Source organism: Sphingomonas sp. BL-S-25, assembly GCF_055521555.1.
Map to the genome: position 1 here is coordinate 2,355,736 of NZ_CM145486.1, position 24,147 is coordinate 2,379,882.

The window sequence follows — 24,147 nt, forward strand, 5'->3', positions numbered from 1 at the left end:
GGTCGAACGTCGTGTCGGCGTCTTGCGTCAACGGGCGCGGGCGGACATTCCGGTCGGCCATTTCAGCGGGAGAATGCGATGACGGTTCACAGCAATCTGGAACGTTTTGCCGGAAAGCCGGTGGTCGATTTCCGCAAGTCCGGCGATATCGCCCGCTTCGCCGAGACCGCGCCGCGACTGCGCTGCGAATATGACGACAAGGCCACGCTGGGCGAGCTTCTCGACTCGATGCTTGCCGAACCCAATTCGGGTGCGACCCAGGCACTGGTCTTCGGCCTGTGGGCCGAGAATGGCGAGACCTATGAAGTCGGCCCCCAACCCGCGATCGACAAGCTGATCGCCGCGCGCGGCCAGCTTCCCGAGCTCTCCGCCCTGTTCTTCGGGGACATCATTTCCGAAGAAAATGAGATTTCCTGGATCGAGCAGGGCGACTATTCCGCGATCTGGGCGGCCTTTCCCCGGCTCGGCCATTTCGCGGTGCGCGGCGGTAATGCGCTCAGCCTCGGCAGCATCCAGCATGACCAGCTCCACACGCTGGTGATCGAGGCGGGCGGCCTGCCCAAGACGGTGGTTACCCAGGCGCTGGCCGCCAAGGCGCCGATCCGCCATTTTGAACTCTGGCTGGGATCGGACGATTATGGCGCCGACACCTCGGTCGACGACTTTGCCGACCTGTTCGCCGGCGCGCTGTTCCCGCAGATCGAGACGCTGGCGCTGCGCAACTCCGAATATAGCGATGCTCTAGCCGAGGCGGTCGCCGCTGCGCCGATACTCGACCGGATCAAGAAGCTCGACCTGTCGATGGGTACGCTGACTGACAAGGGTGCGCGGGCGCTGATCGCGTCGGGCCGGCTGGGCAAGCTGGAGACGCTCGACATCTCGCACCATTATGTCAGCCCGGACGTCGTCGAGGAACTGCGCGCCGCGACGCCGAACCTCGTCGCCGACGAGCCGCAGACCGCGGAGGAATGGGACGGAGAGCTGCAATATTATATCGCGGTCTCCGAATGACGGCAGCGCCGGGCGGGGCGCCCGGCCGTATCGTCGTGCTCGACTCGGGTGCAGGACCTCGCCACGAAAGCTTCGTGGCGGCGTGCGTCGAATGCCTTGGCACGGCGCCGGCGAGCCTCGCCTGGGACCAATTTCTCACCGATCCCGATCGGCTGGCGGGGATGTTGCGGCCCGGCAGCTATCTGCGCATCGACACGCCGGACCAGCAGCCGGGCCCGATCGCGGCGCTGTACCGTGCGGGTCGCGAAACCGCGGCTGCGGCGGGGTTCGAGACGCTGTCTGATGCCGGGGTCGATGCGCTTGTCGCCGGCGAAATCGGTTCGCCCGCCCAGCTTGCCTTCGGCCTGGTCGCGGCGACGGCCATGGCCGAGGCAATTGGCCGCGGCTGCGGCGCGATGGTTTCGACCTCGGCAACGGATGTCGCCTGCGCCTTCGATAAATCCGCCGCGCTCGATCGGCTGGCGCAGGCGGAGGTGCCCGTGCCGCTCGCGCTGTCGGCACCCATGAGTTTCGATGACCTTGTCGCAGCGATGTACGCTGCCGGCCTTTCGCGCGTGTTCGTGAAGCTGCGTCACGGGTCGGCGGCAGCCGGGATGACCGCATTGGCCCGGCAGGGCGACCGCTGGATCGCGACGACCACTGCCGTCGAAGGGAAGCGCGGACGCCTTCTCGCCAGCCGCAATCTGAGGCGGATGACCGACCGGGGCGAGATTGCTCGTCTCGTCGACCGGCTCGCTCCGCTCGGCCTGCATGTCGAGCGCTGGCTGCCCAAGATCGGGATCGACGGGCGTGTCGCCGATATTCGGCTGGTGATGCTCGATGACGGCTCGATCCGTCCGGTGCTGCGGACCAGCCGCCATCCGATGACCAACCTGCATCTGGGCGGCGACCGCGCGCCGATCGACGCGCTGGTTCGCCGGATCGGCGACGCGGCCTGGCAATCGGTGCTGGCATCGGCACGGTCGGCGGCGCGCCGCTTTGCCGATAGCCATGTGATCGGGCTCGACATCGCCGTGCTGGCGGACGGCCGCCGCCATGCGGTGCTGGAGGCAAATGTGTTCGGCGATTTTGTCAAGGACTTCGCCCCCGGCGCGCGTAGCCCGCACGCAGCCCAGTTCGACCGGATCGCTGCCAGGCTCGCGCCGGACAGGGCTGCGGCATGAGCGTGGCGATCGACGCCGCCGCCTGTCTCGGCAGCCATGACATGCTGCTGATGACCTTCGACACGCTGCGGCTCGACGTGGCGCGCGAAGCGCTGGCGCGGGGCGACACGCCGAACCTCGCCGCGCTGCTGCCTGCTGGCGGTTGGGAGCATCGCCATTCGCCCGCCAGCTTCACCTTCGCGGCGCACCAGGCGTTCTTCGCCGGCTTCCTGCCGACACCCGCGATTCCGCGCGAGCAGGACCCCGACGCGCATCGCCGCCTGTTCGCGGCGCGCTTTCCGGGCAGCGAGACCACGGCCGACGGCACGCTGGTGTTCGATGCGCCGGACATCGTGACCGGGCTGTCCGGGCAGGGCTATCGCACGATCTGCGTCGGCGGTACCGGCTTCTTCAACAAGCGCTCGCCGCTCGGCTCGGTGCTGCCCGACCTGTTCGACGAAAGCTGGTGGGACGAGAGCCTGGGCGTCGCCTGCCGTGATTCCGCCGCCAATCAGATCGCGCGCGCGGTCGAGCAGATCGGGTCGCAGCCCGCGGATCGCCGCCTGTTCCTGTTCGTCAACCTGGCCGCCTGCCACCCGCCGCACCATTTCTACCGGGGGGAGGGGGAAATCGACTCGCCCGACAGTCAACGCGCCGCGCTGGCCGATATCGACCGGCACCTGCCGCCGCTGTTCGCGGCGCTGCGCCGCCGCGCCCCGCTGCTTGCTATCCTGACCTCGGATCATGGCACCGCCTTTGGCGAGGACGGCTATCACGGGCATCGCATCGGCCATGCCAGCGTCTGGGACGTGCCCTATGCGCAGCTTTTGCTAGAGCAGGACCGAGGCGCCTGATGGCCAGCATCGTTCGCACGCCTGCCGGCCCGGCCGATCTCGGGCCGCTCTACCAGGACTATGCCTATGGCTATCCGCACAAGAACGCCTATCGCGCCTTCGATCCGCCGATCCCGCTGAGCCAACTCTGGGCGACCGAGCGCAAGGATCGGATCTTCCTCTATCTGCACATCCCGTTCTGCGAGATGCGTTGCGGCTTCTGCAATCTCTTCACTGTCGCCAATCCCGACGGGGATCGGGTCGACCGCTATCTGGCCGCCTTGACCCGCCAGATGGAGGTTGTCCGCGATGAGATTGGTCCGGTGCGGCCGGTACGCATGGCGATCGGCGGCGGCACGCCGACGCTGCTCGGCGCCCCGGCGCTCGATCGCCTGCTCGACACGACCGCAAGGCTGATGAACGCCGACTCGCGGCTGCTGCCGACCGCGATCGAGACCTCGCCCAAGACCGCCACGCCGGAGACGATCGCGCTGCTGTCGGATCGCGGCATCGACCGGATCAGCATCGGCGTGCAGTCGTTCATCGAGGCCGAGACCAAGGTCATGGGCCGGCCACAGGATCCCGCCCGCCTGGCCGCCGCGCTCGACACGATCCGCGCCCACCGCTTCGGCCGGTTGAACATCGACCTGATCTATGGCGCGGCCAACCAGACGCCGGACAGCTGGTGCCATTCGCTGCGCCGCGCGCTGGCGTGGCAGCCCGAAGAGATCTTCCTCTATCCGCTTTATGTCCGCCCCCGCACCGGACTGGACGGACGTGGCAGCGTGGAGGACGAGCATCGCCGCGCGCTCTACCGCATCGGCCGCGACCTGTTGCTGGCCGAGGGCTATGTCCAGAACTCGATGCGCGCCTTCCATCGGCCGGTTGCCGCGGTCGATCCGGAAGAGGAATTCAGCTGCCAGGAGGACGGAGTGCTCGGCATCGGCACCGGCGCGCGCTCCTATACCGCGACCGCGCATTATGCGACGCGCTATGCCGTCACCCGTCGCGGCGTGCTCGACATCATCGATGATTATGCCGCCAGCTCCGCCGACGCCTTTCGCTTCGCGCATCACGGCATCACCCTGACGCAGGACGAGGCGATGCGCCGCTATGTCCTCAAGTCGATCCTCCGGCGCGACGGGCTGGACTGCGCGCGTTTCGCGCAGCTCTACGGCATCGCGCCGGCCGAGGCCTTTCCCGCGCTCGATTTGCTTGGCGAGATGGGACTGCTGGTCGAGCGGGACGGCAGGCTTTGCCCGACCGATGCCGGGCTGGAGCATGCCGATGCGATTCCGCCGCTCTTCTATTCGGACGCGGTGCGCGCGCGGATGACGGGCGCAGCGGTGCGGTGAGCGAGGCGCTGACCATCCTGTGGCGCGGTCCGCTGTCGGGCTGCAACTATGACTGCGGCTATTGTCCCTTTGCCAAGCGTCGCGACAGTCGCGCCACGCTCGCGGCCGATCGCGCGGCGCTGGAGCGGTTCACCGACTGGGCGATCGCGCGCGGCCGGTCGACCTCGATCCTGTTCACCCCTTGGGGCGAGGCGCTGATCCGCCGCTATTATCGCGACGCGATCACCCGCCTGTCGCACGTGCCCCATATCGACACCGTGGCGATCCAGACCAATCTTTCGGGTTCGATCGACTGGATCGCTGACTGCGATCCGCGCGCCGCCGCCTTCTGGGCAACCTATCACCCCGGCGAGACCGATCGCGGCCGCTTCATCGCGAAGATCCATGCGCTGGCGACGATGGGGATTCGCTACAGCGTCGGTGTCGTTGCCCTGCGCGAACATTTCGAGGCGATCGAAGCGCTCCGCGCCGACCTGCCGTCCGACGCCTATCTCTGGATCAACGCCGAGGAATCGCTCCAGGGTCGCTATTCCGATGCCGAGGTCGAACGGCTGGCCGCGATCGACCCGTTGTTCGAACTGAACAATCGCGCCTGGCCCAGTCGCGGCCGCGCCTGTGCGGCGGGGGACAGCGTGATCTCGGTCAGCGGCGACGGCACGGCGCGGCGCTGCCACTTCGTCGAGATGCCGATCGGCAACATCTACGATCCCGGCTTTGAGGCACTGCTCCGCCCGGCGCCCTGTCCGCAGAGCGCCTGCAACTGCCATATCGGCTACAGCCATCTGAAGGATCTCGATCTGCCCGCTCTGTTCGGCGACGGCATGGTCGAGCGGCGTGCGAGCCGGCCGCTCCGGTACGACGCCCGCCGCACGATCGCCCGGTTCGAGCAGGCGACGCCGCGGCGTGTCGCCTGACCCCGTTCAGGACCGGCGCATCACCTCAGCTGGCACAAGTCGAGCACGTTCATGTCGGAATAGTCGAGATTCTCGCCTGCCATCGTCCAGATAAAGGCATAGGCGCGGGTGCCGACGCCCATATGGATCGACCAGGGCGGGCTGATCACCGCCTCGCCATCCCGCAGGATCAGGCTGCGCGTCGCTTCGCCTTCGCCCATGAAATGGGCGACCCGGTCCCGCGCCGCCTCGGGCAGGTCGAAATAGAAATAGATCTCGCTGCGCCGTTCATGGACATGCGGCGGCATCGTGTTCCACACGCTGCCCGGCTCGAGAATGGTCAGCCCCATCGCCAGCTGCGCGCTGTCGCAGGTGCCGGGCAGGATCATCTGGTGGATGCGCCGGGCATTCGCCTCCTCGCCGGTCCCGCGCACCAAGACTTGCGCATCGTCCAGTCCGATCCGGCGCGTGGGGCAGGCACGATGCGCCGGGCTCGACGCCAGATAGAAGCGCGCGCCGCTGCCCGAAAAGCCGACCTCATGCTCGCCCATCCCGACATAGAGGCAGTGTTTCGGCGCCAGCGCGAAGGCGGTGCCGTCCACCGTCACCAGTCCCTCGACCACGCCGACGTTGAAGATCCCCAACTCCCGCCGCTCGAGCAGCGAGCGTCCCGCGGCGGAGGGTGGTTCCGTCTGCTGCGGGAGCGATACCGGCTCCGACCCGACCCACACCCCGCCGATGATCAGCCGATCGGCATGGGTGTAGACCAAGGTACACCCACCCTCGCGGAAAAGGTCCTGGATCAGGTAGCGATCGCGCAGGTCCGCATTCGACGCCCCCGCCATCATGTCCGGATGCGTGGCGTAATAGGTGCGCGCGAACATGCTCCCCCCGGACCCGCTCAGCGTGCCGGCGCGAGCCGGTCGACCTGGGTCGCGGCCAGCAGGAACGCGCCGACCGCATAGTCATGCGTATCCTCGTACCGCACCAGCATCGGCCGGTCGCCGATCGCCTGGACCCAGCCGAGCCGCCCGTCGGGATGGACGGTCCGGGTGAGCGCGGTCCAGCCCTTGCGGATCGCCGGCAGATAAGTCGCGCGGTCGAGCAGCCCTTCGTTCACGCCCCAGGCGAGGCCATAGACGTAAAAGGCCGTCCCGCTCGATTCGGGCAGCGACTCCGCCGGGTCCGCCAGCAAGGACGGCGCCCAGAATCCGTCGGGCTTCTGGATGCTCAGCAGCTTGCCGGCCATCTTGCGATACAGCTCGATCAGCCGCGCCCGGTCGGGATCGCCCTTGTCGAGCAGCGGGATCATCCGCGCCAGCCCGCCCAGCACCCAGCCATTGCCGCGCGACCAGAACAGCTTGCGCCCCTTGGCATCGCGCTCGTTGAAGAACGAACTATCGCGGAAGAAGAGATTCTCGCTGGGGTCGAACAGATAATCGGTCGTCGCCCAGAATTCGCGCATCGCGAAATCGCGGTAGCGCCGGTCGCCGGTGACCTTGCTCATCTCCAGCCAGGCCGGCGGCGCCATGAAGAGGGCGTCGCACCAGCACCAGCGATCGACGCATTTCGGACCCGCCCGCTCGAATTTCAGGTCGACGGTCGAGGGGTTGGCGAGAATCCGGTCGAAGGTCGCGCGCATCTTCGCGATCGCCTGCTCGCCGATGCCGTTGCGGCTGGCCCAGAAATAGGTCTGCCCGACCATATGGTCGTCGGCATGATAGAGCCGGTCGCCCAGCGCCCAGTCATTGGCCACGCCGCGCTGGATCAGCATCTGGCGATAGCGCGGCTCGCGGCTGAAATCGGCGAACTGCGCCAGCCCGATCAGGAACGCCCCCTGTTCCCAACCCTTGGGGTCGAGCGGATAGCGATTGCCGGTCTTCACCTTGGGATAGGCGCTGCCGCCCGCGAGCTCGGCAATGTGATAATCGGCCACCTTCTCGCCGATCGCCAGGATCGCCTTGCGGTTCCACGGCGCCGGCGCGTTCAGGCGGATCCCGCTCGCGGCCGGCGCGGTCTGCGCGGCGGCGATGGGGGCGGGCGCCAATGCGGTCGTCGCCAGCGCGAGCAGCAGGGTGGCGGTCAGGGGGTGTTTCATCATTTCCTCTCGGTCGCGCGCTGCGCAGGGTCGGGGTGGAAGGGGTTGGGCGGCGCAACGAAGCGCGACGCCCAGCCGTTCGGCCGTTCGGCCATGTCCAGCTCGAGCACGCCGCCCGCCGCCAGCTCGCGGTGGGTGATCCACGCCCGGTCGATTGCCCGCCCGTTCAGCCGCGCGCCGGTCACATAGCGGCGCTCGGGCGAGGCGCCGGGTGCCCGCACCTCGAAACTGCGCCCGCCCTCCAGCGCGATGCGCGCCCGGGTGAAGACCGGCGACCCGATATAATAGAAAGGCTGGCCGGCATTGGGAAACAGCCCCATCGCGCTCCACACATACCAGGACGACATCGCCCCGGCGTCGTCATTGCCGGGCAGGCCGTCATGCGTCGGACGATATTGCCTGGCCATGATCGCGCGCACCCGTTCCGCGGTGCGGTCCGGCCGCCCGGCATGGATATAGAGATAGGCGGCGAGGAAATCGGGCTCATTGCCATGATCATATCCGCCTGAATGCGCATCGGTCTCGAACAGCGTATCGAGCCAGGCGACGAAGCCTGGCGCACCGCCGGTCTTGCCGATCAGCCCTGCGACATCATGCGGCACATAGGTCGAATATTGCCGGCTCGACCCCTCGTAAAAGGGCGCGTCCCACCAGGCGGTCGTGTTGTCGGGATAGAGATGGTTGCAGTCGAAATCGGGCATCCAGCTGCCATCGGCGTGGCGCGGGCGGATGCAGCTCAGGCGGTCGTCCCACAGGTTGCGCCAGTTGCCTGCGCGCTTGCCGAACCTCGCCGCCTCGTCGCGCTTCCCCATTGCGACCGCCACCTGGGCAATGGCGAAGTCGTTATAGGCATATTCCAGCGTGCGCGACGCCGATCGGGTCTCGTTCTGCGACATGTAGCCCAGCCGCAGATAATCCTTCAGCGCACGGCCCTGGTTGATCGGATCGTCCGAATCGACATCGCCATTCTTGACGATCGCCTGCCAGGCAAGCGCCTGATCGAACCCGCCCAGGTTCTTCACCACCGCGTCGGCGATCAGCACGTCGCTATTCGATCCGCCCTGGGTCATGCCGTTCGCCCCGGCGATGCGCGCATCGGGCAGCCAGCCGGTCTGCTGATAGGTGTCGAGCAGCGATCCGATCATGTCGCGCTGGCGCTTCGGCTGGATCAGGGTGAGCAGCGGGTGCAGTGTGCGGAACGTGTCCCACAGCGTGTAATAATCCTCATAATGCGGCCGCCCGTCCGGGGTACCGCCGACGCGCTCGCCGGTCACGTCGTGCGGCATGGTATGGCTGCGGTACAGCGCGCTGTAGAAATTGCGGCGCTCGTCCTCGCTGCCGCCGGCGACCTCGATCTGCGACAGCGCATCGCGCCACTGTTTCGCCGCCGCCTGGCGGCTGGCGTCGAAGTCCCATCCGGGCAGTTCGCCAAGGTTGGCACGCGCCTGCTCGACGCTGACGAACGATACCGCGATCTTCATCCGCACGACCGGATCGGACCGCGTGTCGAAGCTGGCAAAGCCGCCCAGCCGGTTGGATGGATTGCTCCGCTGGTCGCCGCCGGTAGCGCCCGCGGCTGGGTGCAGGTCCAGCGAGCCGCGCGTCGCATTCCACCCGCCGATCCGCATCGGATCACGGTCGAAAGTCGCGGCGAAATAGAGCGTCAGCGGCGTGACATTCCATCCGCCGACGAACGATGCCGTCCCGCCCAGCGTGCGCGGGTCGAGCACCCGGACCTCGGCGGTCGTTGCCTTTGGCCCCTTGCCCATCAGCTGGATCGCCGATGTCGCATCGACGATCAGATTGGCGTCGGCAGTCGCCGGAAAGGTGAACTGCCCCATGCCCGCCATCCGGCTGGCGGTCAGCTCGCTGCGGACCTGGCCGATCCGCGTGGCGTAATAGCCGGGCGCGCCGCGCTCGTCGGCGCGCGCGAAGACCAGGTTGCGCGGATCGACCGGACCGATCGTCGGCGTCACGCGGAAATTGCCATATTTGCTGTCGCCGCCGGTGCCGCTGACATGGGTGACACTGAAGCCGGTCAGTGCCGACTTCCCGTCATAGCCGTTGGTCGATCCGCGCACCGTATCGGGGCTGAAGGTGACGAAGCCGAACGGCACGCCCGCGCCCGGCACGGTGTTGCCGTTATTGTCCGCGCCAACGAAGACATTGACCGCGGCCACCGGATCAGTCTCGGGCGGGGCCTCCTGCGCTGCGCCCGAGGAGACCAGTGACACTGCGGCCACCACCGCGCCGAAGCGTGCAATGCGTTTCATTGATTTTCCCCCGCGGGCGAAAAAAAATGGCGGCCACTCGTGCGGGTGGCCGCCAGTTGGGGTCAATAGCGGTACGAGATGCCGAAGGTGAACGTGCGTCCGACATGGCTGTCGAACAGCGTGTCCTGCCGCACCGAGTCGACCAGGATCGTCTGGTGCTCGTCGGTCAGGTTCTGCGCCTCGAAGGTGAGCTTGAACTTGTCGGTCAGCGACCAGGAAGCGGACATGTCGACATAGACCGTGCCCTCGACCGTATCGACATCGCTCAGCGAATTGATCGACGGCACCGCGCGGATGAAGTCCGACCGATAGGCGGCCGAGCCGCGGATGCTGAACCGGTCCGTCTCATAATAGAGCGTCGCGTTGACCTGGTCCTTCGACATGCCGGCCAGCGGTGCCTTCCGGGTCGCGCCCGTGGTCGCGTTCAGGATATACTCGATGTCCGACGTGACGTGCGTGTAGTTCAGCAGGATGCCGGTGTTCGACAGGAAGCCGGGCAGGAAGCGCAGCTGGTGCTGGTAGTTCACCTCGATCCCGTGGATCGGCCCGCCCTTGGTATTGTCCAGGTTGGTGACGGTGAACAGGTCCTGCGGCGTCGCCTGAGATCCCTGCAGCAGCTCGGGCGGCAGGCCGGTTTCGGTGAAGGGGATCAGCCGCTGCAGCGTCTGGATATAGGTGTCGATGTCCTTGTAGAAATAGCCGACCGACAGGATGCTGCCCGGCGCGAAATACCATTCGGCCGACAGGTCCAGCGTCTTGGCGCGGATCGGCTCGAGCAGGGCGTTGCCCACTGACACGGTCCGGATCGTCGGATTGAACCCGCCGCTGGGCGACAACTGGCCCAGGTCCGGCCGCGCGATGACCTTCGCGCCGGAAATGCGCAGCAGCAGATTGGGGGTCACCTCTCCGGTGAGGTTCACGGACCACAGCCAGTCGTCATAGTCGCGATCGACAGTGACGGGGGAGAAGGTCTTGCCGTTCACCGGCACCGGCAGGGTGACATAGCCGAACGAGCGCTGGTCGGTGGTGACATAGCGCAGGCCGACATTGCCGCGGATCGGCATGAACGTCGCCACTTCGAACTCGGCCTGGGCGAAGGCGCCCTTCACCGTCTCGTCGACCGAGAAGTTGCCGCCCAGCGCAGTGCCGTTCTCCGGCCCGCTGAACGCGTAGTTGCCAGTGTTGCTGTCCAGTCCGAACAGGTCGTTGAACTTGGCATGGTCGGCCTTGATCCAGGCGTTGGGCAGACCGTCGCCCAGCCCCTTGCCGAACCCGCCGACGCGCGTCGTCAGGTCGGCGAGCGTGACGCCGGCGGGGAGGCTCGGCGTGAAGCTCGATATGGCCGCGGCGCGCTGCAGTTCGCGGCTGGTGAAGTTGTTGACGCGCACCTCGCCGCCGATGCGCAGACGCAGCGCCGGGTCGATCGTGATCAGCGCGTTCAGCGCATATTGCTCGTTCTGGAACTCGGTGAAGACCTTGCGCGCGCCATAGGTGCCGCGCACCGTCCCGTCGGGCAGCATCGGCCCGAAGACGAAATTGTTCGGATCGGTGATGTCGAACCCGAAATTGATGACCGGGATCCGGCCGCCGCCGCGGAAGTCGTAGGAAAAGCCGTTGCTGTTCACCCGGTCCAGCCGCAGGTCGACGCGGTACGGCTCGTCCATGTTGGTCCGGCCGATCCCGGCATAGGCATCGACGCTCAGCCAGTCGCTGAACTCATGTTCGGCGGTCAGCGCGACCTGCTTGAAGGTCGAGGTGTACAGGTCGCGCGTCGACCAGGAGGACACGTCCATCCCATTGTACAGCGCGTACTGAACCGTCTTGTCCGGCGACACGACCGCATCGACAATCGAGACATGCGGCTTGCCGTTGTTGCCGACGCCGCGCCCGGTGGCGAGCGCGCCCATGAACTCGTCGTACCGCTCCATGTCATAGCGGGCATAGAGGCCATCGATCGCGATGTTGGTGCGCTCGGTCGGCTTCCACTGGACCGACGCCGTGAGGCCAAGCCGCTCATAATCCTGGTCGCTCCGCATGTAGCGCGGGAAGCGGGGATGGAAGCCGCCGCCGCCGACCACCGCTTGATAGGCGGCGACCGATCCGGTGCGCGGCACGCCGGTGGCGCAATTGGCGGCGTCGGTTCCCTTTGCCGGATCGTTGGCCGGGTTCTGCGGCGTGATGCCGATCGGGCTGCAGAAGCCGCCATCGACCAGCGCGGGCATGATGCCGGCGGGCGAATAGCCCTCTTCGCGCGTCTTGCGCTGGGTATAGGCGGCGGAGACCAGCACGCCGAACGTGCCGTCGGCAAACTGCTTCGACAACAGCCCGGCCAGGCGCGGTCCCGCATCCTGGTTGAGGTCGTTGTAGATGACCTTGGCCGAGGCAGCGAGGACGAAGTCCTGCTTATAGTCGAGCGGGCGCGGCGAGCGCAGGTCGACGGTGGCGCCCAGCGAGCCTTCCGACGTGTCCGCGGAATAGGTCTTCCGCACCGTCAGGTTTTGGAAGATTTCGGACGCGAAGACGTTGAAGTCGAACCCGCGGCTGCGACCGCTGGTACCCTGGACGTCCGACCCGGAAATGCCGCTATTGGCTTCCATGCCGTTGACGCGGGTGCGGGTGAAGATCGGGCCAAGGCCGCGTACCGTGATCGCGCGGCCCTCGCCGCCATCGCCGCGGGTCAGCGCGACGCCGGGCACGCGCTGCATCGATTCGGCCAGGTTCGCGTCGGGAAACTTGCCGATATCCTCGGCCAGGATGGTGTCGACGATGCCCGCCTGATTGCGCTTGATGTCGAGCGCACGGCTCAGGCTGCCGCGAAAACCGGTTACGACGATCTCGGAGGCCGGGTCTTCCGGCTGTGCCTCGGCCTGATCCTCGGCCGGGGCCGATTGCGCCAGCGCGGCACCTGACTGCAATGCCAGCGCCAGCCCCAGAAGCGATGCGCCGACCCGCCATTCGCGCCGCAGCGCCGACACAGGTTTCCCGTCGAACCTCATGCAAACCTCCCCTTTTCCCTGCGACCTGCCCGGCCTGCATGCCGAGTCGTCCGATCGTTGTCCGGCACCTAGCCGATGCTTCATGAAAGGGCAACAAGTTGTAGTATAACTTTTTACATGTGCCCATATCCAGTGCGCTATACGGAGGAGGAGTGCGCGTCATATGGTTGTGAAATATCGGTAAATTGCCATTCTGCACAAAGCATGACAGGTGCGATAAGTTGTCGTATAAGGCGATCTGCAAGGTTGAGGAGGGGATATGAACAGGGTTGCCGGCGCGCTTGGCTGCGCTGTGATCGTCGCGCTTGCATGGACGACACCTGCGGATGCGCAGACCCCGGATGCCGCGGCCGCACAGACCGCGCGGCCGCCGATGAAACCGGCGCCCGATCGCACCCCGCGCGCGACGGTGACCATCGCCGACTATCGCTATGACGATCTGCTCTGGGAGAATGACCGGACGGCGCATCGCATCTACGGCGCCGCGCTCGAGGCGGTCGAGCCGCCCTCGACCTCGGGCATCGATGCCTGGGGCAAGCGGTATCGCTGGCCCTATATGGACCGTCAGCTGCGCACCGGCGACCAGCATGCCGACCATGGCGAAGGGCTCGACTTCTACAACGTCAACGAATTCCGCGGCGCCGGCGGCCTGGGCATCTGGCAGGACAACAAGCTCTGGGTTTCGCGCAATTATCGCGGTCACCGCATCCTGAAGAACGGCCCGGACGAGGCGCGGTTCGAGGTCGACTATGCGCCCTGGCCGGTCGGGACCGAGCGCAAGGTGTGGGAAACGCGCCGCTTCTCGCTGCCGCTCGGTACCAATTTCACGCGCATGGTTTCGACGCTGCATTCGGACCAGCCGGGGTCGATGATCGTCGGCATCGGCATCAGCCGAAAGGCCACGTCCGACCGGCCGGGGCACCTGACCGTCGACCGAGAGCGCGGGCGGCTGGTGTGGTGGGGGCCGGACGAGCCGGGCAAGGGGGCGATGGGCATCGCGCTGATGGTCGATCCGAAACGGATCGAGGCGATCCGCGACGATGCCAATAATCATCTTGTCCTGATCCGTGTCGAGGCGGATCACCCCTTTGTCTATTATATGGGCGCCGCGTGGAGCGGCGGACCGGATTTCCGGACCGAGGCGGACTGGGTGCGGCATGTGTCGGGCCAGACGCCCGATTTCGATCCCGCCGCGCACTGATCCACCGCTCAGCGTTTCAGAAGAAAGATTGCCGCCATGTCGGACTCGCTTACCGACCGTCTCTATGAAAGCCTCGAACGCCAGATCCGCTCGGGCGCCTGGCCCCCGGGCTCGCGCCTGCCGTCGCAAAAGGAGGTTGCGGAGACCGAGTCGGTCAGCCGCACCGTGGTGCGCGAGGCCTTTGCCCGGCTGTCGGCGCAGGGACTGACGCTCTCGCGCCAGGGCTCGGGCGTCTATGTCGCCGAGAGCGCGCCCTATCGCGCATTCCAGGTCACGCGCGAGGAACTGGTCGAGCTTGCCGACGTCATCAAGCTGCTTGAGATCCGACTGGCGGTCGAGGCCGAGATGGCGGCACTCGCCGCGTCGCGCCGGACCACGGCGGACATCGTCGCGATCCGCGACGCGCTGGAGCGCATGGCGCAGACGGGCGGCGATGCCGAAGCTGCGGCGCGTGCCGATTCCGAATTTCACCTGGCCATCGCCCGCGCGACGCAAAATGATTATTATGTCCGGATCATCGATTTCCTCGGCGTCCGCCTGGTCCCGCCGCGCACCCTGTATCTGCGAGACGAAAGCGAGGAAGGGCATCGCCGCTATGCCGAGATGATCCACCGCGAGCACGACGCGATCCTCGACGCGATCGTGCGCATGGACCCGGCAACCGCCCGGCAATGCGCTCGCCAGCATATGCAGGAAAGCCTCAACCGGCACTCGCGGCTCAGCACGGTCGCACGCTGAAGCAGGCGGCTAGACCGCCAGCCGCAGCCCGCCGCCGGCGTTGATATGTTCGATCAGCGCGCGGTGCGGCGGCAGGTCGTGCGCCGCCCGCTCGCTGAACGCGCGCACCCGCGCGAAGATCGCCTGCGCTTCGTCGACCAGCGGAAAATCCTCGCGGACCGGGCCCAGGTCCGTCTGGAAGCCCATGCCGTAGAGGATGTACTGATAGTTGAAATAGGCGAAGCTCTCGGTGTCGAGCGTGAAGTCGAACCGGCCGGGCGGGCGATAGCGCCATTGGTCGAGCAGGTCGCGCAGCCGCTCCGGGATCGTCGCCGGATCGGCGTTGCGCCGCCAGAACGGCTCCTCGCGCCGGCTGAGGCAATAATGCAGCTTCAGGAAGCTGACGATATTGTCATAACGCGCGGTCATCAGCTCGTTGAACCGCCGCGCCGGGGCATCGACCGGGCCGTTCAGCGGAAACAGCTCGGCGATCATCGCGATCGCCGCCTCGATCAGGACGACCCCGGTCGATTCGAGCGGCTCCATGAACCCGGCCGCCAACCCGACCGCCACGCAATTGCGCTCCCACTGGCGGGTGCGATAGCCTGCCTCGAACGCGATCCGCCGCGGCGACATCTCGGCGATCCGCGGCCCGACATAGCCGGCCAGGATCTCCTTGGCCCGGGCGTCGCTGACATGGGCGCTGGAATAGACGCAGCCGATCCCGCGCGCGCGCGCCAGCCCGATGTCCCAGATCCAGCCGCCCTCATGCGCGGTGGCGACGGTGTAGCTTTCCAGCGGCGCGTCGGGCCGGTCATAGGGCAGCTTGCACGCCAGCGCCCGGTCGGTGAACAGCGTATCGCCGACCGGCTTGAACGGCACGCCCAAAGTCTGCCCGATCAACTCGGCGCGAAAGCCGCTGCAGTCGATATACAGGTCGGCCTCGAACGCCCCCTCGCGCTCGGTGACGACCCGGGCGATGCCGCCGCGATCGTCGCGCTCGACCCGATCGATCCGGTCGGCGACATGGCACACGCCCAGCTCGACCGCACGCTCGGCCAGCACCTCGGCCAGCCGTACCGCGTCGAAATGATAGGCATAGTTGAGCGGCCCGTCGAAATCGCCTTCGTGCGGACGTTTGGGCGCGCGCTGTGCCTCGGCCACCCGGTTCTGGATCGTCACCGCCTCGGCGAAGGGCGGTCGCGTCGCCTCGTTCTGTAACAGCCAATAGGGGATCAGGCTGGTCTCGTCGCTCTGGAACGGCGCTTCGAACGGGTGGAAATAATGATTGTGGCGCCCGTTCGCCGGCGTCTCCGCCCAGTCGACGAAGCGGATACCCTGCTTGAACGTCGCCGAGGTCGCGCGGATGAACTGCGTCTCGTCGATGCCGAGATATTTCAGCGTGCTGCGGATCGTGGGGAAGGTGCCTTCGCCGACCCCGACGATGCCGATCTCCGGAGACTCGATCAACGTGATCGAAACCCTGGCCCGGTCCGCGACCCCCAAGTGGCGCGCCAGATAGGCGGCCGTCAGCCATCCCGCCGTGCCGCCGCCCACCACCAGGATCGATCGCCCGTTCCGCATGGCGCAATCATAGGGGACGGGGCCGGGCTTGCCCACGTCAAAAGCGTCTTTCCTACCCATCGGAATAATGCTACTCGCCAGTAACCAATGGCCAGCGAATCTGCCCTTGCCAGCTCGCCTTTCCGCTCGACCCGCACCAATGCCGCCGAGCGTGAGGAAAAGCGTGATGCGCTGTTGCTGGCGGCGGTCCGGATGTTCAACGAACGCGGCTTCCACGCCACGTCGCTCGACGATGTCGCCGCGACGCTGGGTGTGACCAAGCCGGTGATCTACCACCATCTCGGCAACAAGGAGCAGGTGCTGTTCGAGTGCGTGCGCCGCGGCATCGAGAAGCTGCATCGCGCCGCCGATCAGGCTCGCACCGAGCCGGGAAGCGGTCTCGACCGGCTGCGCTCGTTCCTGCGCCTCTATGCCCAGGTGATCATGGGCGAGTTCGGCCGCTGCGTCATTCGTACCGGCGAGGAACTGCTGTCGCCCGATGCGCGTCTGAAGTTTCGCGCGCTCAAGCGCGAGATTGACGATGCGATGCTGGCGATGATCGTGCTGGCGGCCGAGGACGGGTCGGCGCGGATCGCCGATGCCCGGCTGACCGGTCTGGCGTTCGCCGGATCGCTCAACTGGCTGGCGCGCTGGTATCGGGTCGATGGTCCGCTGCCCCCGTCCGAGATGGCGGCGCAGCTGGTCGATATTCTCTGCGCGGGGATCGAGCCGCGCCAATGACGAAGGTGATGCGATGAAGATAATCGTGCCGGTCAAGCGTGTGCTTGATTACAATGTGAAGCCTCGTGTGAAGGCGGACGGGACGGGCGTCGATCTGGCGAACGTGAAGATGAGCATGAACCCGTTCGACGAGATTGCGATCGAGGAAGCGGTTCGCCTGAAGGAAAAGGGCGCTGCGACCGAGGTGGTGGTGGTGACGATCGGCGTGCCGAAGGCGGAGACCGACGTGCTGCTGACCGCGCGTGCGATGGGTGCCGACCGGGCGATCCTGATCGCCAGCGAGGACGAGGTCGAGCCGCTGGGTGTCGCCAAGCTGCTGAAGGCGGTGTGCGACGAGGAGCAGCCGGGCCTGGTGATCCTGGGCAAGCAGGCGATCGACGACGACAGCAACCAGACCGGCCAGATGCTGGCCGCCCTGCTGGGCTGGCCGCAGGGCACCTTCGCCAACAAGGTCGAGGTCAATGGCGAGCGGATCGTGGTGACGCGTGAGGTCGATGGCGGGCTCGAGACGGTGGACCTGAAGGCCCCGGCGATCGTGACGACCGATCTTCGCCTCAACGAGCCGCGCTATGCGACCCTGCCCAACATCATGAAGGCCAAGTCCAAGCCGGTGGCGAAGAAGACGGTTGCCGATTACGGCATCGACGTATCGCCGCGGCTGAAGACGCTGAAGGTCGAGGAGCCGGCCAAGCGCCAGGCGGGCGTGAAGGTCGCCGATGTCGACGAACTGATCGGCAAGCTCAAGGTGCTGGGAGTCGCGAAATGAAGACGCTCGTCTGGGTCGAACATGACAACGCCTCCGTCAAGGACGCGACGCTCGCCGCGGTGACCGCCGCTGCCCAGCTGGGCGAAGTCCATCTGCTGGTCGCCGGCAGCGGCGCGGCGGGCGTGGCCGACGAGGCCGCGAAGATCGCGGGCGTGACCAAGGTCCATCTGGCCGATGATCCCGCCTATGAGCACGCGCTGGCTGAGAATGTCGCGCCGCTGATCGTCAACCTGATGGCCGATCATGATGCGGCGGTGTTCCCGGCGACCACCACCGGCAAGAACATCGCGCCGCGCGTCGCCGCGCTGCTCGACGTGATGCAGATCTCCGACATCCTCTCGGTCGAGGGCCCGGACAGCTTCACGCGTCCGATCTATGCCGGCAATGCCATCGCCACCGTCCAGTCGAGCGACGCCAAGAAGGTGATCACGGTGCGCGGCACTGCCTTCGCCAAGGCGGAGGCCAGCGGCGGATCGGCGAGCGTCGAGACCGTCGGCGGCACCGGCGATGCCGGCCTGTCGAGCTTCGTCTCGGCCGAGATCGCCAAGTCCGAGCGTCCCGAACTCACCAGCGCCAAGATCATCGTCTCGGGCGGCCGCGCGCTAGGCTCGGGCGAGCAGTTCCACGCGCTGATCGAGCCGCTGGCCGACAAGCTGGGCGCTGCCGTCGGCGCCAGCCGCGCCGCGGTCGATGCCGGCTATGTCCCGAACGACTATCAGGTCGGCCAGACCGGCAAGATCGTCGCGCCCGAAGTCTATATCGCGGTCGGCATCTCCGGCGCGATCCAGCACCTTGCCGGCATGAAGGACTCCAAGGTCATCATCGCCATCAACAAGGACGAGGACGCCCCGATCTTCCAGGTCGCCGACGTCGGCCTGGTCGGCGACCTGTTCAAAATCGTCCCGGAGCTCACCGAGAAGCTGTAAGAACGTCTTTCCTCCCCGGGGCCGCAGGCTCCCGGGGAGGAGATTACCCTACCGCTTCCGCCGGAATGGATACAGGAACTGCGCCCGATACCCCTTGGGCACTTCCTCCGGCACGCCATAGCCGGTCGGCCAGCGGCCCTTGGGGAAATGATAGGTCCCGAAGAGCCGGTCGAGGAACGGGAAGTGGATCGCGAAATTCTTGTCCACTCCCTCGGCCTCGATCGCATGGTGCCAATGATGGAAGCGCGGCGTCACCAGCACTGCGCCGAGCCGGTCGAAATCGCCGCGCAGATTGGCGTGCACCATCGACGAATAGACGTACACAAAGGCGATATAGGCCTGCATCACCGAGGGCGCGAAGCCGAAGGTCAGCAGCGGTAGCGACGTCACGCCGCGCAGCAGGATGATCTCGAAGAAATGCATGCGCGCGCCGGCCAGCCAGTCCATCGACTTGGCCGAATGGTGCACCGCGTGGAAGCCCCACAGGAATGGCACCCGGTGGAAGGCGCGGTGGAACCAATATTGCGCCAGGTCGGTCAGCAGCATGACCTCCAGGAACTGGAGCAGCCAGGGCTGGCTGGCGATCGCGGCGCGGATGTCCGCCAGGCTGCCGGTCTGCGCCATGATGAAGGTCGACGGCGCCAGCGCGAGGAAGGTGATGACCTGCACCATCATCGAGCTGACCAGATAATAGAACAGGTCCTCGCGCCATTCCGCGCGGAACAGCCTCTGGTCGCGGTGGCGCGGGAATAGTCGCTCGATCGGCGCGAACATCAGTCCGGTGGCGATCATGTTCACCGCGAAGAAGTCGAGCCCGAAGAAGATGCCCCAGGCCTGGCTCTCGCTCGGCTGGACCTGCGCGCCGCCCAGCAACGTCGCGGACAGCGCGATCACCAGCGCCGCCGCGCCGATCGCCTTGCGCGGCCGTAGCAACAGGCTGAGCAATGCGAGCGCATAGGCGGCGATCAACAGGCCGTGCACCAGCGCGCGCAGCCCGCCCCAGGCATAGACCGGCGCCAGCTCGGGCATCGAGAACCAGCCGGGCCAACGCAGCGCCATGACCAGGCACAGTCCGGCAATGGCGAGGACCAGCGCGAAGAAGCCGGCGAACCATCCGCTTCCGAACCGCCGTACCGCGATCGGCGATTGCAGATCCCGCTCCAGCGCCTCGAACCAACCTCGCATGTCCGTCTCTCCCCCGGGGCAATGCCTGCAGCGGTGCGGATAATGACGGGGACTGACAAGGGGATAATCGACGAGTGGTTCATGGCGGCGGCGCGGAACGCAGTGCGGGGCGGTTCGTATCGCGCTAGAGATTGCCTTCCCGCTGACCCGATGAGGCCCCCATGCCCGCACCGAAATTGTTCGAGCCGCTCACGATCGGCGGTCTCGGCCTGCGCAACCGGATCGTGATCGCGCCGATGTGCCAATATTCGGCGGTCGATGGCCAGATGACCGACTGGCACCTGATCCATCTCGGATCGCTGGCGCTGTCGGGTGCCGCGCTGCTGACGATCGAGGCGACCGCAGTCGTGCCCGAGGGGCGGATCAGCCACGGCGATGTCGGGCTGTGGGACGATGCGACCGAGGCAGCGCTGGCGCGGACGCTGGAGAGCGTGCGGCGCTGGTCGGACATGCCGATCGCGATCCAGCTCGGCCATGCCGGGCGCAAGGCGTCGACCGACCTCCCCTGGAAGGGCGGTGGCCAGATCGCGCCCGACGCGGTCAATGGCTGGCAGACGGTCGCGCCCTCCGCGCTGGCGCATGGCGAGGGCGAGAACCCGCCGGTCGCGCTCGACGAGGCGGGGCTGGCGCGGGTGCGCGATGCCTTTGCCGAGGCGACCATGCGCGCGGCGCGGCTGGAGATCGATGCGGTGCAGATCCATGCCGCGCACGGCTATCTGCTCCACCAGTTCCTCTCGCCGCTCTCCAACCATCGCCGCGACGATTATGGCGGGAGCCTGGAAAACCGGATGCGGTTTCCGCTCGAGATCTTCGACGCGGTGCGCGGCGCGTTTCCTGCGGACCGGCCGGTGACGGTGCGTGTGTCGGGCAGCGACTGGGTCGAGGGCGGCTGGGACGAGGCGCAGACGATCGAGTTCGCCAAGGCGCTGGAGGCGCGCGGGTGCAGCGCGATCCATGTGTCGAGCGGCGGGCTGGATCCGCGGCAGGACATTCCGGTGGGGCCGGGCTATCAGGTGCCGATGTCGCGGGCGGTGAAGGCGGCGACCGGGATGCCGGTAGTCGCGGTGGGGCTGATCACCGAGGCGGGGCAGGCGGAGCAGATCCTGGCAGACGGGGACGCGGACCTGATCGCGCTGGCGCGGGGCATTCTCTACGACCCGCGCTGGCCCTGGCATGCGGCGGCGGAACTGGGGGCGAGCGTGGTCGCGCCGGATCAATATTTGCGATCGCAGCCGCGACAATATCGACACTTGTTCGAGCAGCGGGAGAGCGTGTCTGGGTGAGGGATGCGGAATGCACCGTAGGAAATTTCCTACGCTTTTGTGCAGATTTCCGGCTTGCGACCCACCGGGCGGATGCTAGGTTTCGCGGCGGCATGAACGGGGGCCGGGATGGCGAGCGAACCGATCCGGCCGGATGCGATAGGATCCTCCGAGGACCTGGTCCGGCAGCTCTATGACGAACTCCACCTGATCGCGCGACGCGAGCATCGCCGCGCGGGCAGCCCGGTGACGCTGCAGCCGACCGCGCTGGTCGGCGAGGTGTATCTCAAGATTCAGAACCGCGCCGACTGGCAGAGCAAGTCGCACTTCCTGGGATGCGCCGCGACCGCGATGCGCCACGTGCTGGTCGACGCCGCCCGCGCGCGGCTGACCGCGAAGCGGGCGGGGCAGCGCGAGAGCCTGACCGGCGTGCTGGCGACCTTGGCGGAGCAGCCGCACGGCGACGAGGAGCTGGTAAGGCTTGGCGATGCGCTGGCCGAGCTGGCACGGCACGACCCGCAGCTGGCCAAGGTGGTCGATTGCCGCTTCTTCATCGGGCTGGACGAGCGCGAGACGGCCGAAGTGCTGGGGGTGACTGACCGCACGGTGCGCCGCTGGTGGACGCGCGCGCGGGCGTGGATCTATTCGGAGATGACCGCGCTGGAGGCGTGAACCCTCACAGCGCGGCGATCCGCGCCTCGACCTTCGCCACCGATTGCAGCCCGAAGGCACCCGCCGGACCCAGTGCGGCAAAGCCGCTCCGCGCCCGCCCGAGCGCCGCCACGGCCTCCGCCTTGCGGCCCTGCTTCATCGCCAGCACCGCCTCGGTCAGCGCGAATTGCGGGGTCAGCGGCGTCTGAGGCAGGGCGGAGATCGCGCCGCGCACCTGGGCGAGCAGCTGGTCGGCCTCGGCGAACTCGCCGAGCTCGGCCAGCACCTGCACCAGCGTCATGTCGAGCCCGAGCACCGGCAGCGACTGAGCACCGAGGAAGCGGACCGCGAGCGGGCGCGCCTCCATCAGCGACACCCGCGCCTCGGCATAGCGGCCATTGGCGAGCTGTGCCTTGGCAAGCTGCGAGAGGTCGGTGGCGAGGCCCGGCGTCTCGCCGAACAGGCGGCGGCGGCGCTCGACGATGCTGGTGGCGATCCGCTCGGCCCCGGCGCTGTCGCCCTGGCGCAGGCGGATGACGCTGCGCAGCTGGTCGATGCCGAGCGCCTGGATCATGTCGCGCTGGCCCGTGCGCGCCAGCAGCCGGTCGACCCGGGCGAACACCGCCCCGGTCTCGTCCAGCCGGTTCGCCTCGATCAGATAGACGATCAGGTTGTTGTAGAGCGTCATCAGAGCGCTGTCGTTGGCGGCCAGCGCGCGCTCGCCATTGGCGAGATTGTCGGTCAGCAGGCGGATCGCGGTATCGTAATCGCCCTTTCGCCGGGCGATCGCGGCGCGGGTGCGGATGATCTGCTGAAGGTCGCTGCCATAGCGGCGCGGATCGCGGGCGAAGACGGCTTCGGCCGAGGCGAGCAGCGCCGGGACATCGTCCTTGCCGCCGGTGGACAGCGCCGCGTCGGCGAGGTTCGCCTTCATCCGCGCGGTCATCTCTTCGCTGTCGCCGCCGATGCCGCGGGCCAGCGCGCTCTTGAGCAGATCATAGCTGCCCTTGGCATCCTGCATGTTGACGTAGAGGTCGCTGAGCGCGTTGACCGCGGAGCCGGAGCGCGCGCTGCGATCGAGCGTGGCGAGCATGCGCAGCGCAGATTCGTCGAGCGTCTGCTTGAGCGTCAGGTCGCGCGAATAGCCGGACTGGGCGAACATCAGCGTCAGCGTCTGGACGATCGAATCCGATCGGCGCGCCTCGGCCAGCGCGGTGTCGCGCTCGATCGCGGTGCGGTGCGCCTGGATGGCGATGCCGGTCGCGCCGACGATCAGCGCCGCGAGCACCGCGGTAACCGCGGCGATGCTCCAGCGGTTGCGGCGCACGAAGCGGCCAAAGCGATAACGGCTCGACCCGTCGCGCGCGCGGACCGGAAGCGACGCCTGATAGCGGGCGACATCCTCGGCCAGCGCGGGGACCGAGCCATAGCGGCGCGCGGGATCCTTGCGCAGCGCCTTGAGCGCGATCGCGTCGAGATCGCCGCGCAGCCGGGCAGGGGGAATAGCGATGCCGGGATGCGCGGCGGCAGTGCGGCTGGGCGGGGCGGGATCCTCCTGCGCGACGCGGCGCACCAGCATCGACAGCGTGCCGCCATCGCCGGCCCAGGGGGTGGCGCCGGCGAGCAGTTCGTAGAGGATCAGGCCGAGCGCATGGACGTCGGTGGCGACCGTGATCGCGCCGTTGCCCAGCTGTTCAGGCGCGGCATAATCGGGCGTCATCAGCGCCGCGCTGGTGGTCGCCGCGACCGGGGCGCCGTCCGCCCCCTCCTCGACCAGCCGGGCGATGCCGAAATCGAGCAGATGGACCCGCCCGGCACCGTCGATCAGGATGTTCGACGGCTTCAGGTCGCGGTGGACGACCAGATTGGCATGGGCATAGGCGACCGCGTCGCAGATGTCGGAAAAGACGCGCAGCCGCGCCTCCAGCGGCGGGCGGTCCTGCTGGATCCAGCGATCGAGCGGGCGCCCCTCGATGAACTGCATCGCCATCCAGGGGCGGCCATCGGGCGCGAGCCCGCCGTCGATCAGCCGGGCGATGCCGGGATGTTCGAGCCGCGCCAGCACCTGACGCTCGCGCGCGAACAGCGATTCGCTGGGCACCGCATCGACGCGCAGCAGCTTGAGCGCGACGCGCTGTTCGAAACTGTCGGTGCGCCGCGCGAGATAGACTTCGCCCATGCCGCCGCGCCCGACCAGCCGGTCGATGATGAATGCGCCGACCCGCGCCCCGGCAGCGAGCGAGGCGCGCGGCAGCGGCATCTCGCTGTCCTCCAGCGCGGGCGCGGGTGCGTCGAGGATGCCGCGCCGGGTCGAGGCGGCCAGCATCGCCGCAACGCGCTCGGCCACGGCTGGCGAAAGCGCGGCCAGCGCGGCGGGACGGGCGGACGGGTCCAGCGCCTCGATCCGGTCGAACGCCTCGAGGATCTCGGCCAGGCCGGGTGCTGCGGTATCTACGGTCATGATGCCCCTTCTCATCTTCCCGAAGACGCAGATTAGCGCGCAATGCGGACAGGGGGGAGAGGCGTTTGCGCCG

The 24,147-nt window shown here is 67.4% G+C and carries 19 protein-coding genes; 12 read left to right on the forward strand and 7 right to left on the reverse strand.

Annotation, left to right across the window (positions count from 1 at the left end):
- Positions 1–78: 78 nt before the first annotated feature.
- The 5 genes from ACZ1H8_RS11380 to ACZ1H8_RS11400 are packed head-to-tail and all read left to right on the forward strand — an operon-like array spanning position 79 to position 5,255.
- Positions 79–1,011, forward strand: coding sequence for an STM4015 family protein (locus ACZ1H8_RS11380; RefSeq protein ID WP_465177310.1), 933 nt, complete (start codon positions 79–81; stop codon positions 1,009–1,011).
- A complete protein-coding gene (locus ACZ1H8_RS11385) occupies positions 1,008–2,174 on the forward strand; it encodes an STM4014 family protein (protein ID WP_465177311.1) in 1,167 nt (388 codons plus the stop codon). Before ACZ1H8_RS11380 ends, ACZ1H8_RS11385 begins: the two co-directional genes overlap by 4 nt.
- Positions 2,171–3,007, forward strand: a complete 837-nt coding sequence (locus tag ACZ1H8_RS11390; protein WP_465177312.1) for an STM4013/SEN3800 family hydrolase — start codon at positions 2,171–2,173, stop codon at positions 3,005–3,007. Before ACZ1H8_RS11385 ends, ACZ1H8_RS11390 begins: the two co-directional genes overlap by 4 nt.
- Positions 3,007–4,341 carry an STM4012 family radical SAM protein gene (locus ACZ1H8_RS11395; RefSeq protein ID WP_465177313.1) on the forward strand — a complete coding sequence of 445 codons (1,335 nt, stop codon included), beginning with the start codon at positions 3,007–3,009 and terminating at the stop codon, positions 4,339–4,341. The genes ACZ1H8_RS11390 and ACZ1H8_RS11395 overlap by 1 nt, the downstream gene beginning before the upstream one ends.
- On the forward strand, positions 4,338–5,255 hold the full coding sequence (locus tag ACZ1H8_RS11400) for an STM4011 family radical SAM protein (RefSeq protein ID WP_465177314.1): 918 nt from the start codon (positions 4,338–4,340) through the stop codon (positions 5,253–5,255). The genes ACZ1H8_RS11395 and ACZ1H8_RS11400 overlap by 4 nt, the downstream gene beginning before the upstream one ends.
- Before the next feature lie 20 nt (positions 5,256–5,275).
- On the opposite strand, the gene kduI is transcribed toward ACZ1H8_RS11400, so the two are convergent.
- From kduI to ACZ1H8_RS11420, 4 genes are all read right to left on the reverse strand, one after another.
- Positions 5,276–6,118, reverse strand: coding sequence for a 5-dehydro-4-deoxy-D-glucuronate isomerase (gene kduI, locus ACZ1H8_RS11405; protein ID WP_465177315.1), 843 nt, complete (start codon positions 6,116–6,118; stop codon positions 5,276–5,278).
- A 17-nt stretch (positions 6,119–6,135) separates the two neighbouring features.
- Positions 6,136–7,335, reverse strand: coding sequence for a glycoside hydrolase family 88/105 protein (locus ACZ1H8_RS11410; RefSeq protein WP_465177316.1), 1,200 nt, complete (start codon positions 7,333–7,335; stop codon positions 6,136–6,138).
- On the reverse strand, positions 7,332–9,605 hold the full coding sequence (locus ACZ1H8_RS11415; RefSeq protein ID WP_465177317.1) for a GH92 family glycosyl hydrolase: 2,274 nt from the start codon (positions 9,603–9,605) through the stop codon (positions 7,332–7,334). The genes ACZ1H8_RS11410 and ACZ1H8_RS11415 overlap by 4 nt, the downstream gene beginning before the upstream one ends.
- A gap of 62 nt (positions 9,606–9,667) precedes the next feature.
- Positions 9,668–12,601: a TonB-dependent receptor gene (locus ACZ1H8_RS11420; RefSeq protein WP_465177318.1), complete on the reverse strand. Its 2,934-nt coding sequence runs from the start codon at positions 12,599–12,601 to the stop codon at positions 9,668–9,670.
- 259 nt (positions 12,602–12,860) lie between these two features.
- Between ACZ1H8_RS11420 and ACZ1H8_RS11425 the strand changes: the two genes are divergently transcribed.
- Both ACZ1H8_RS11425 and ACZ1H8_RS11430 read left to right on the forward strand, forming a co-directional pair.
- Positions 12,861–13,802: a DUF4861 family protein gene (locus ACZ1H8_RS11425; protein ID WP_465177319.1), complete on the forward strand. Its 942-nt coding sequence runs from the start codon at positions 12,861–12,863 to the stop codon at positions 13,800–13,802.
- A gap of 36 nt (positions 13,803–13,838) precedes the next feature.
- Positions 13,839–14,540, forward strand: a complete 702-nt coding sequence (locus ACZ1H8_RS11430) for a FadR/GntR family transcriptional regulator (RefSeq protein ID WP_465177320.1) — start codon at positions 13,839–13,841, stop codon at positions 14,538–14,540.
- Positions 14,541–14,549: 9 nt separating this feature from the next.
- Here the strand turns inward: ACZ1H8_RS11430 and ACZ1H8_RS11435 are convergent, their stop codons facing one another.
- A complete protein-coding gene (locus ACZ1H8_RS11435; protein ID WP_465177321.1) occupies positions 14,550–16,163 on the reverse strand; it encodes a tryptophan halogenase family protein in 1,614 nt (537 codons plus the stop codon).
- Between the two features lie 27 nt (positions 16,164–16,190).
- Between ACZ1H8_RS11435 and ACZ1H8_RS11440 the strand changes: the two genes are divergently transcribed.
- The 3 genes from ACZ1H8_RS11440 to ACZ1H8_RS11450 are packed head-to-tail and all read left to right on the forward strand — an operon-like array spanning position 16,191 to position 18,515.
- Positions 16,191–16,823, forward strand: coding sequence for a TetR/AcrR family transcriptional regulator (locus tag ACZ1H8_RS11440; RefSeq protein WP_465177322.1), 633 nt, complete (start codon positions 16,191–16,193; stop codon positions 16,821–16,823).
- Positions 16,824–16,836: 13 nt separating this feature from the next.
- Positions 16,837–17,589, forward strand: a complete 753-nt coding sequence (locus ACZ1H8_RS11445; protein WP_465177323.1) for an electron transfer flavoprotein subunit beta/FixA family protein — start codon at positions 16,837–16,839, stop codon at positions 17,587–17,589.
- Positions 17,586–18,515 (forward strand): electron transfer flavoprotein subunit alpha/FixB family protein, encoded by a 930-nt coding sequence (locus tag ACZ1H8_RS11450; protein WP_465177324.1) that lies wholly within the window; start codon positions 17,586–17,588, stop codon positions 18,513–18,515. Before ACZ1H8_RS11445 ends, ACZ1H8_RS11450 begins: the two co-directional genes overlap by 4 nt.
- Positions 18,516–18,563: 48 nt before the next feature.
- Here ACZ1H8_RS11450 and ACZ1H8_RS11455 read toward each other — a convergent pair whose 3' ends face one another.
- The gene (locus ACZ1H8_RS11455) at positions 18,564–19,700 is read right to left on the reverse strand and encodes a sterol desaturase family protein (protein ID WP_465177325.1); all 1,137 of its coding nucleotides are present in this window, start codon (positions 19,698–19,700) and stop codon (positions 18,564–18,566) included.
- 161 nt (positions 19,701–19,861) lie between these two features.
- On the opposite strand from ACZ1H8_RS11455, the gene ACZ1H8_RS11460 reads away from it, so the two are divergent.
- Together ACZ1H8_RS11460 and ACZ1H8_RS11465 are read left to right on the forward strand one after the other, a co-directional pair.
- Positions 19,862–20,983: an NADH:flavin oxidoreductase/NADH oxidase gene (locus ACZ1H8_RS11460; protein WP_465177326.1), complete on the forward strand. Its 1,122-nt coding sequence runs from the start codon at positions 19,862–19,864 to the stop codon at positions 20,981–20,983.
- A gap of 108 nt (positions 20,984–21,091) precedes the next feature.
- A complete protein-coding gene (locus ACZ1H8_RS11465; protein WP_465177327.1) occupies positions 21,092–21,634 on the forward strand; it encodes an ECF-type sigma factor in 543 nt (180 codons plus the stop codon).
- Positions 21,635–21,638: 4 nt separating this feature from the next.
- Here the strand turns inward: ACZ1H8_RS11465 and ACZ1H8_RS11470 are convergent, their stop codons facing one another.
- On the reverse strand, positions 21,639–24,074 hold the full coding sequence (locus ACZ1H8_RS11470; RefSeq protein ID WP_465177328.1) for a protein kinase domain-containing protein: 2,436 nt from the start codon (positions 24,072–24,074) through the stop codon (positions 21,639–21,641).
- Positions 24,075–24,147 lie beyond the last annotated feature (73 nt).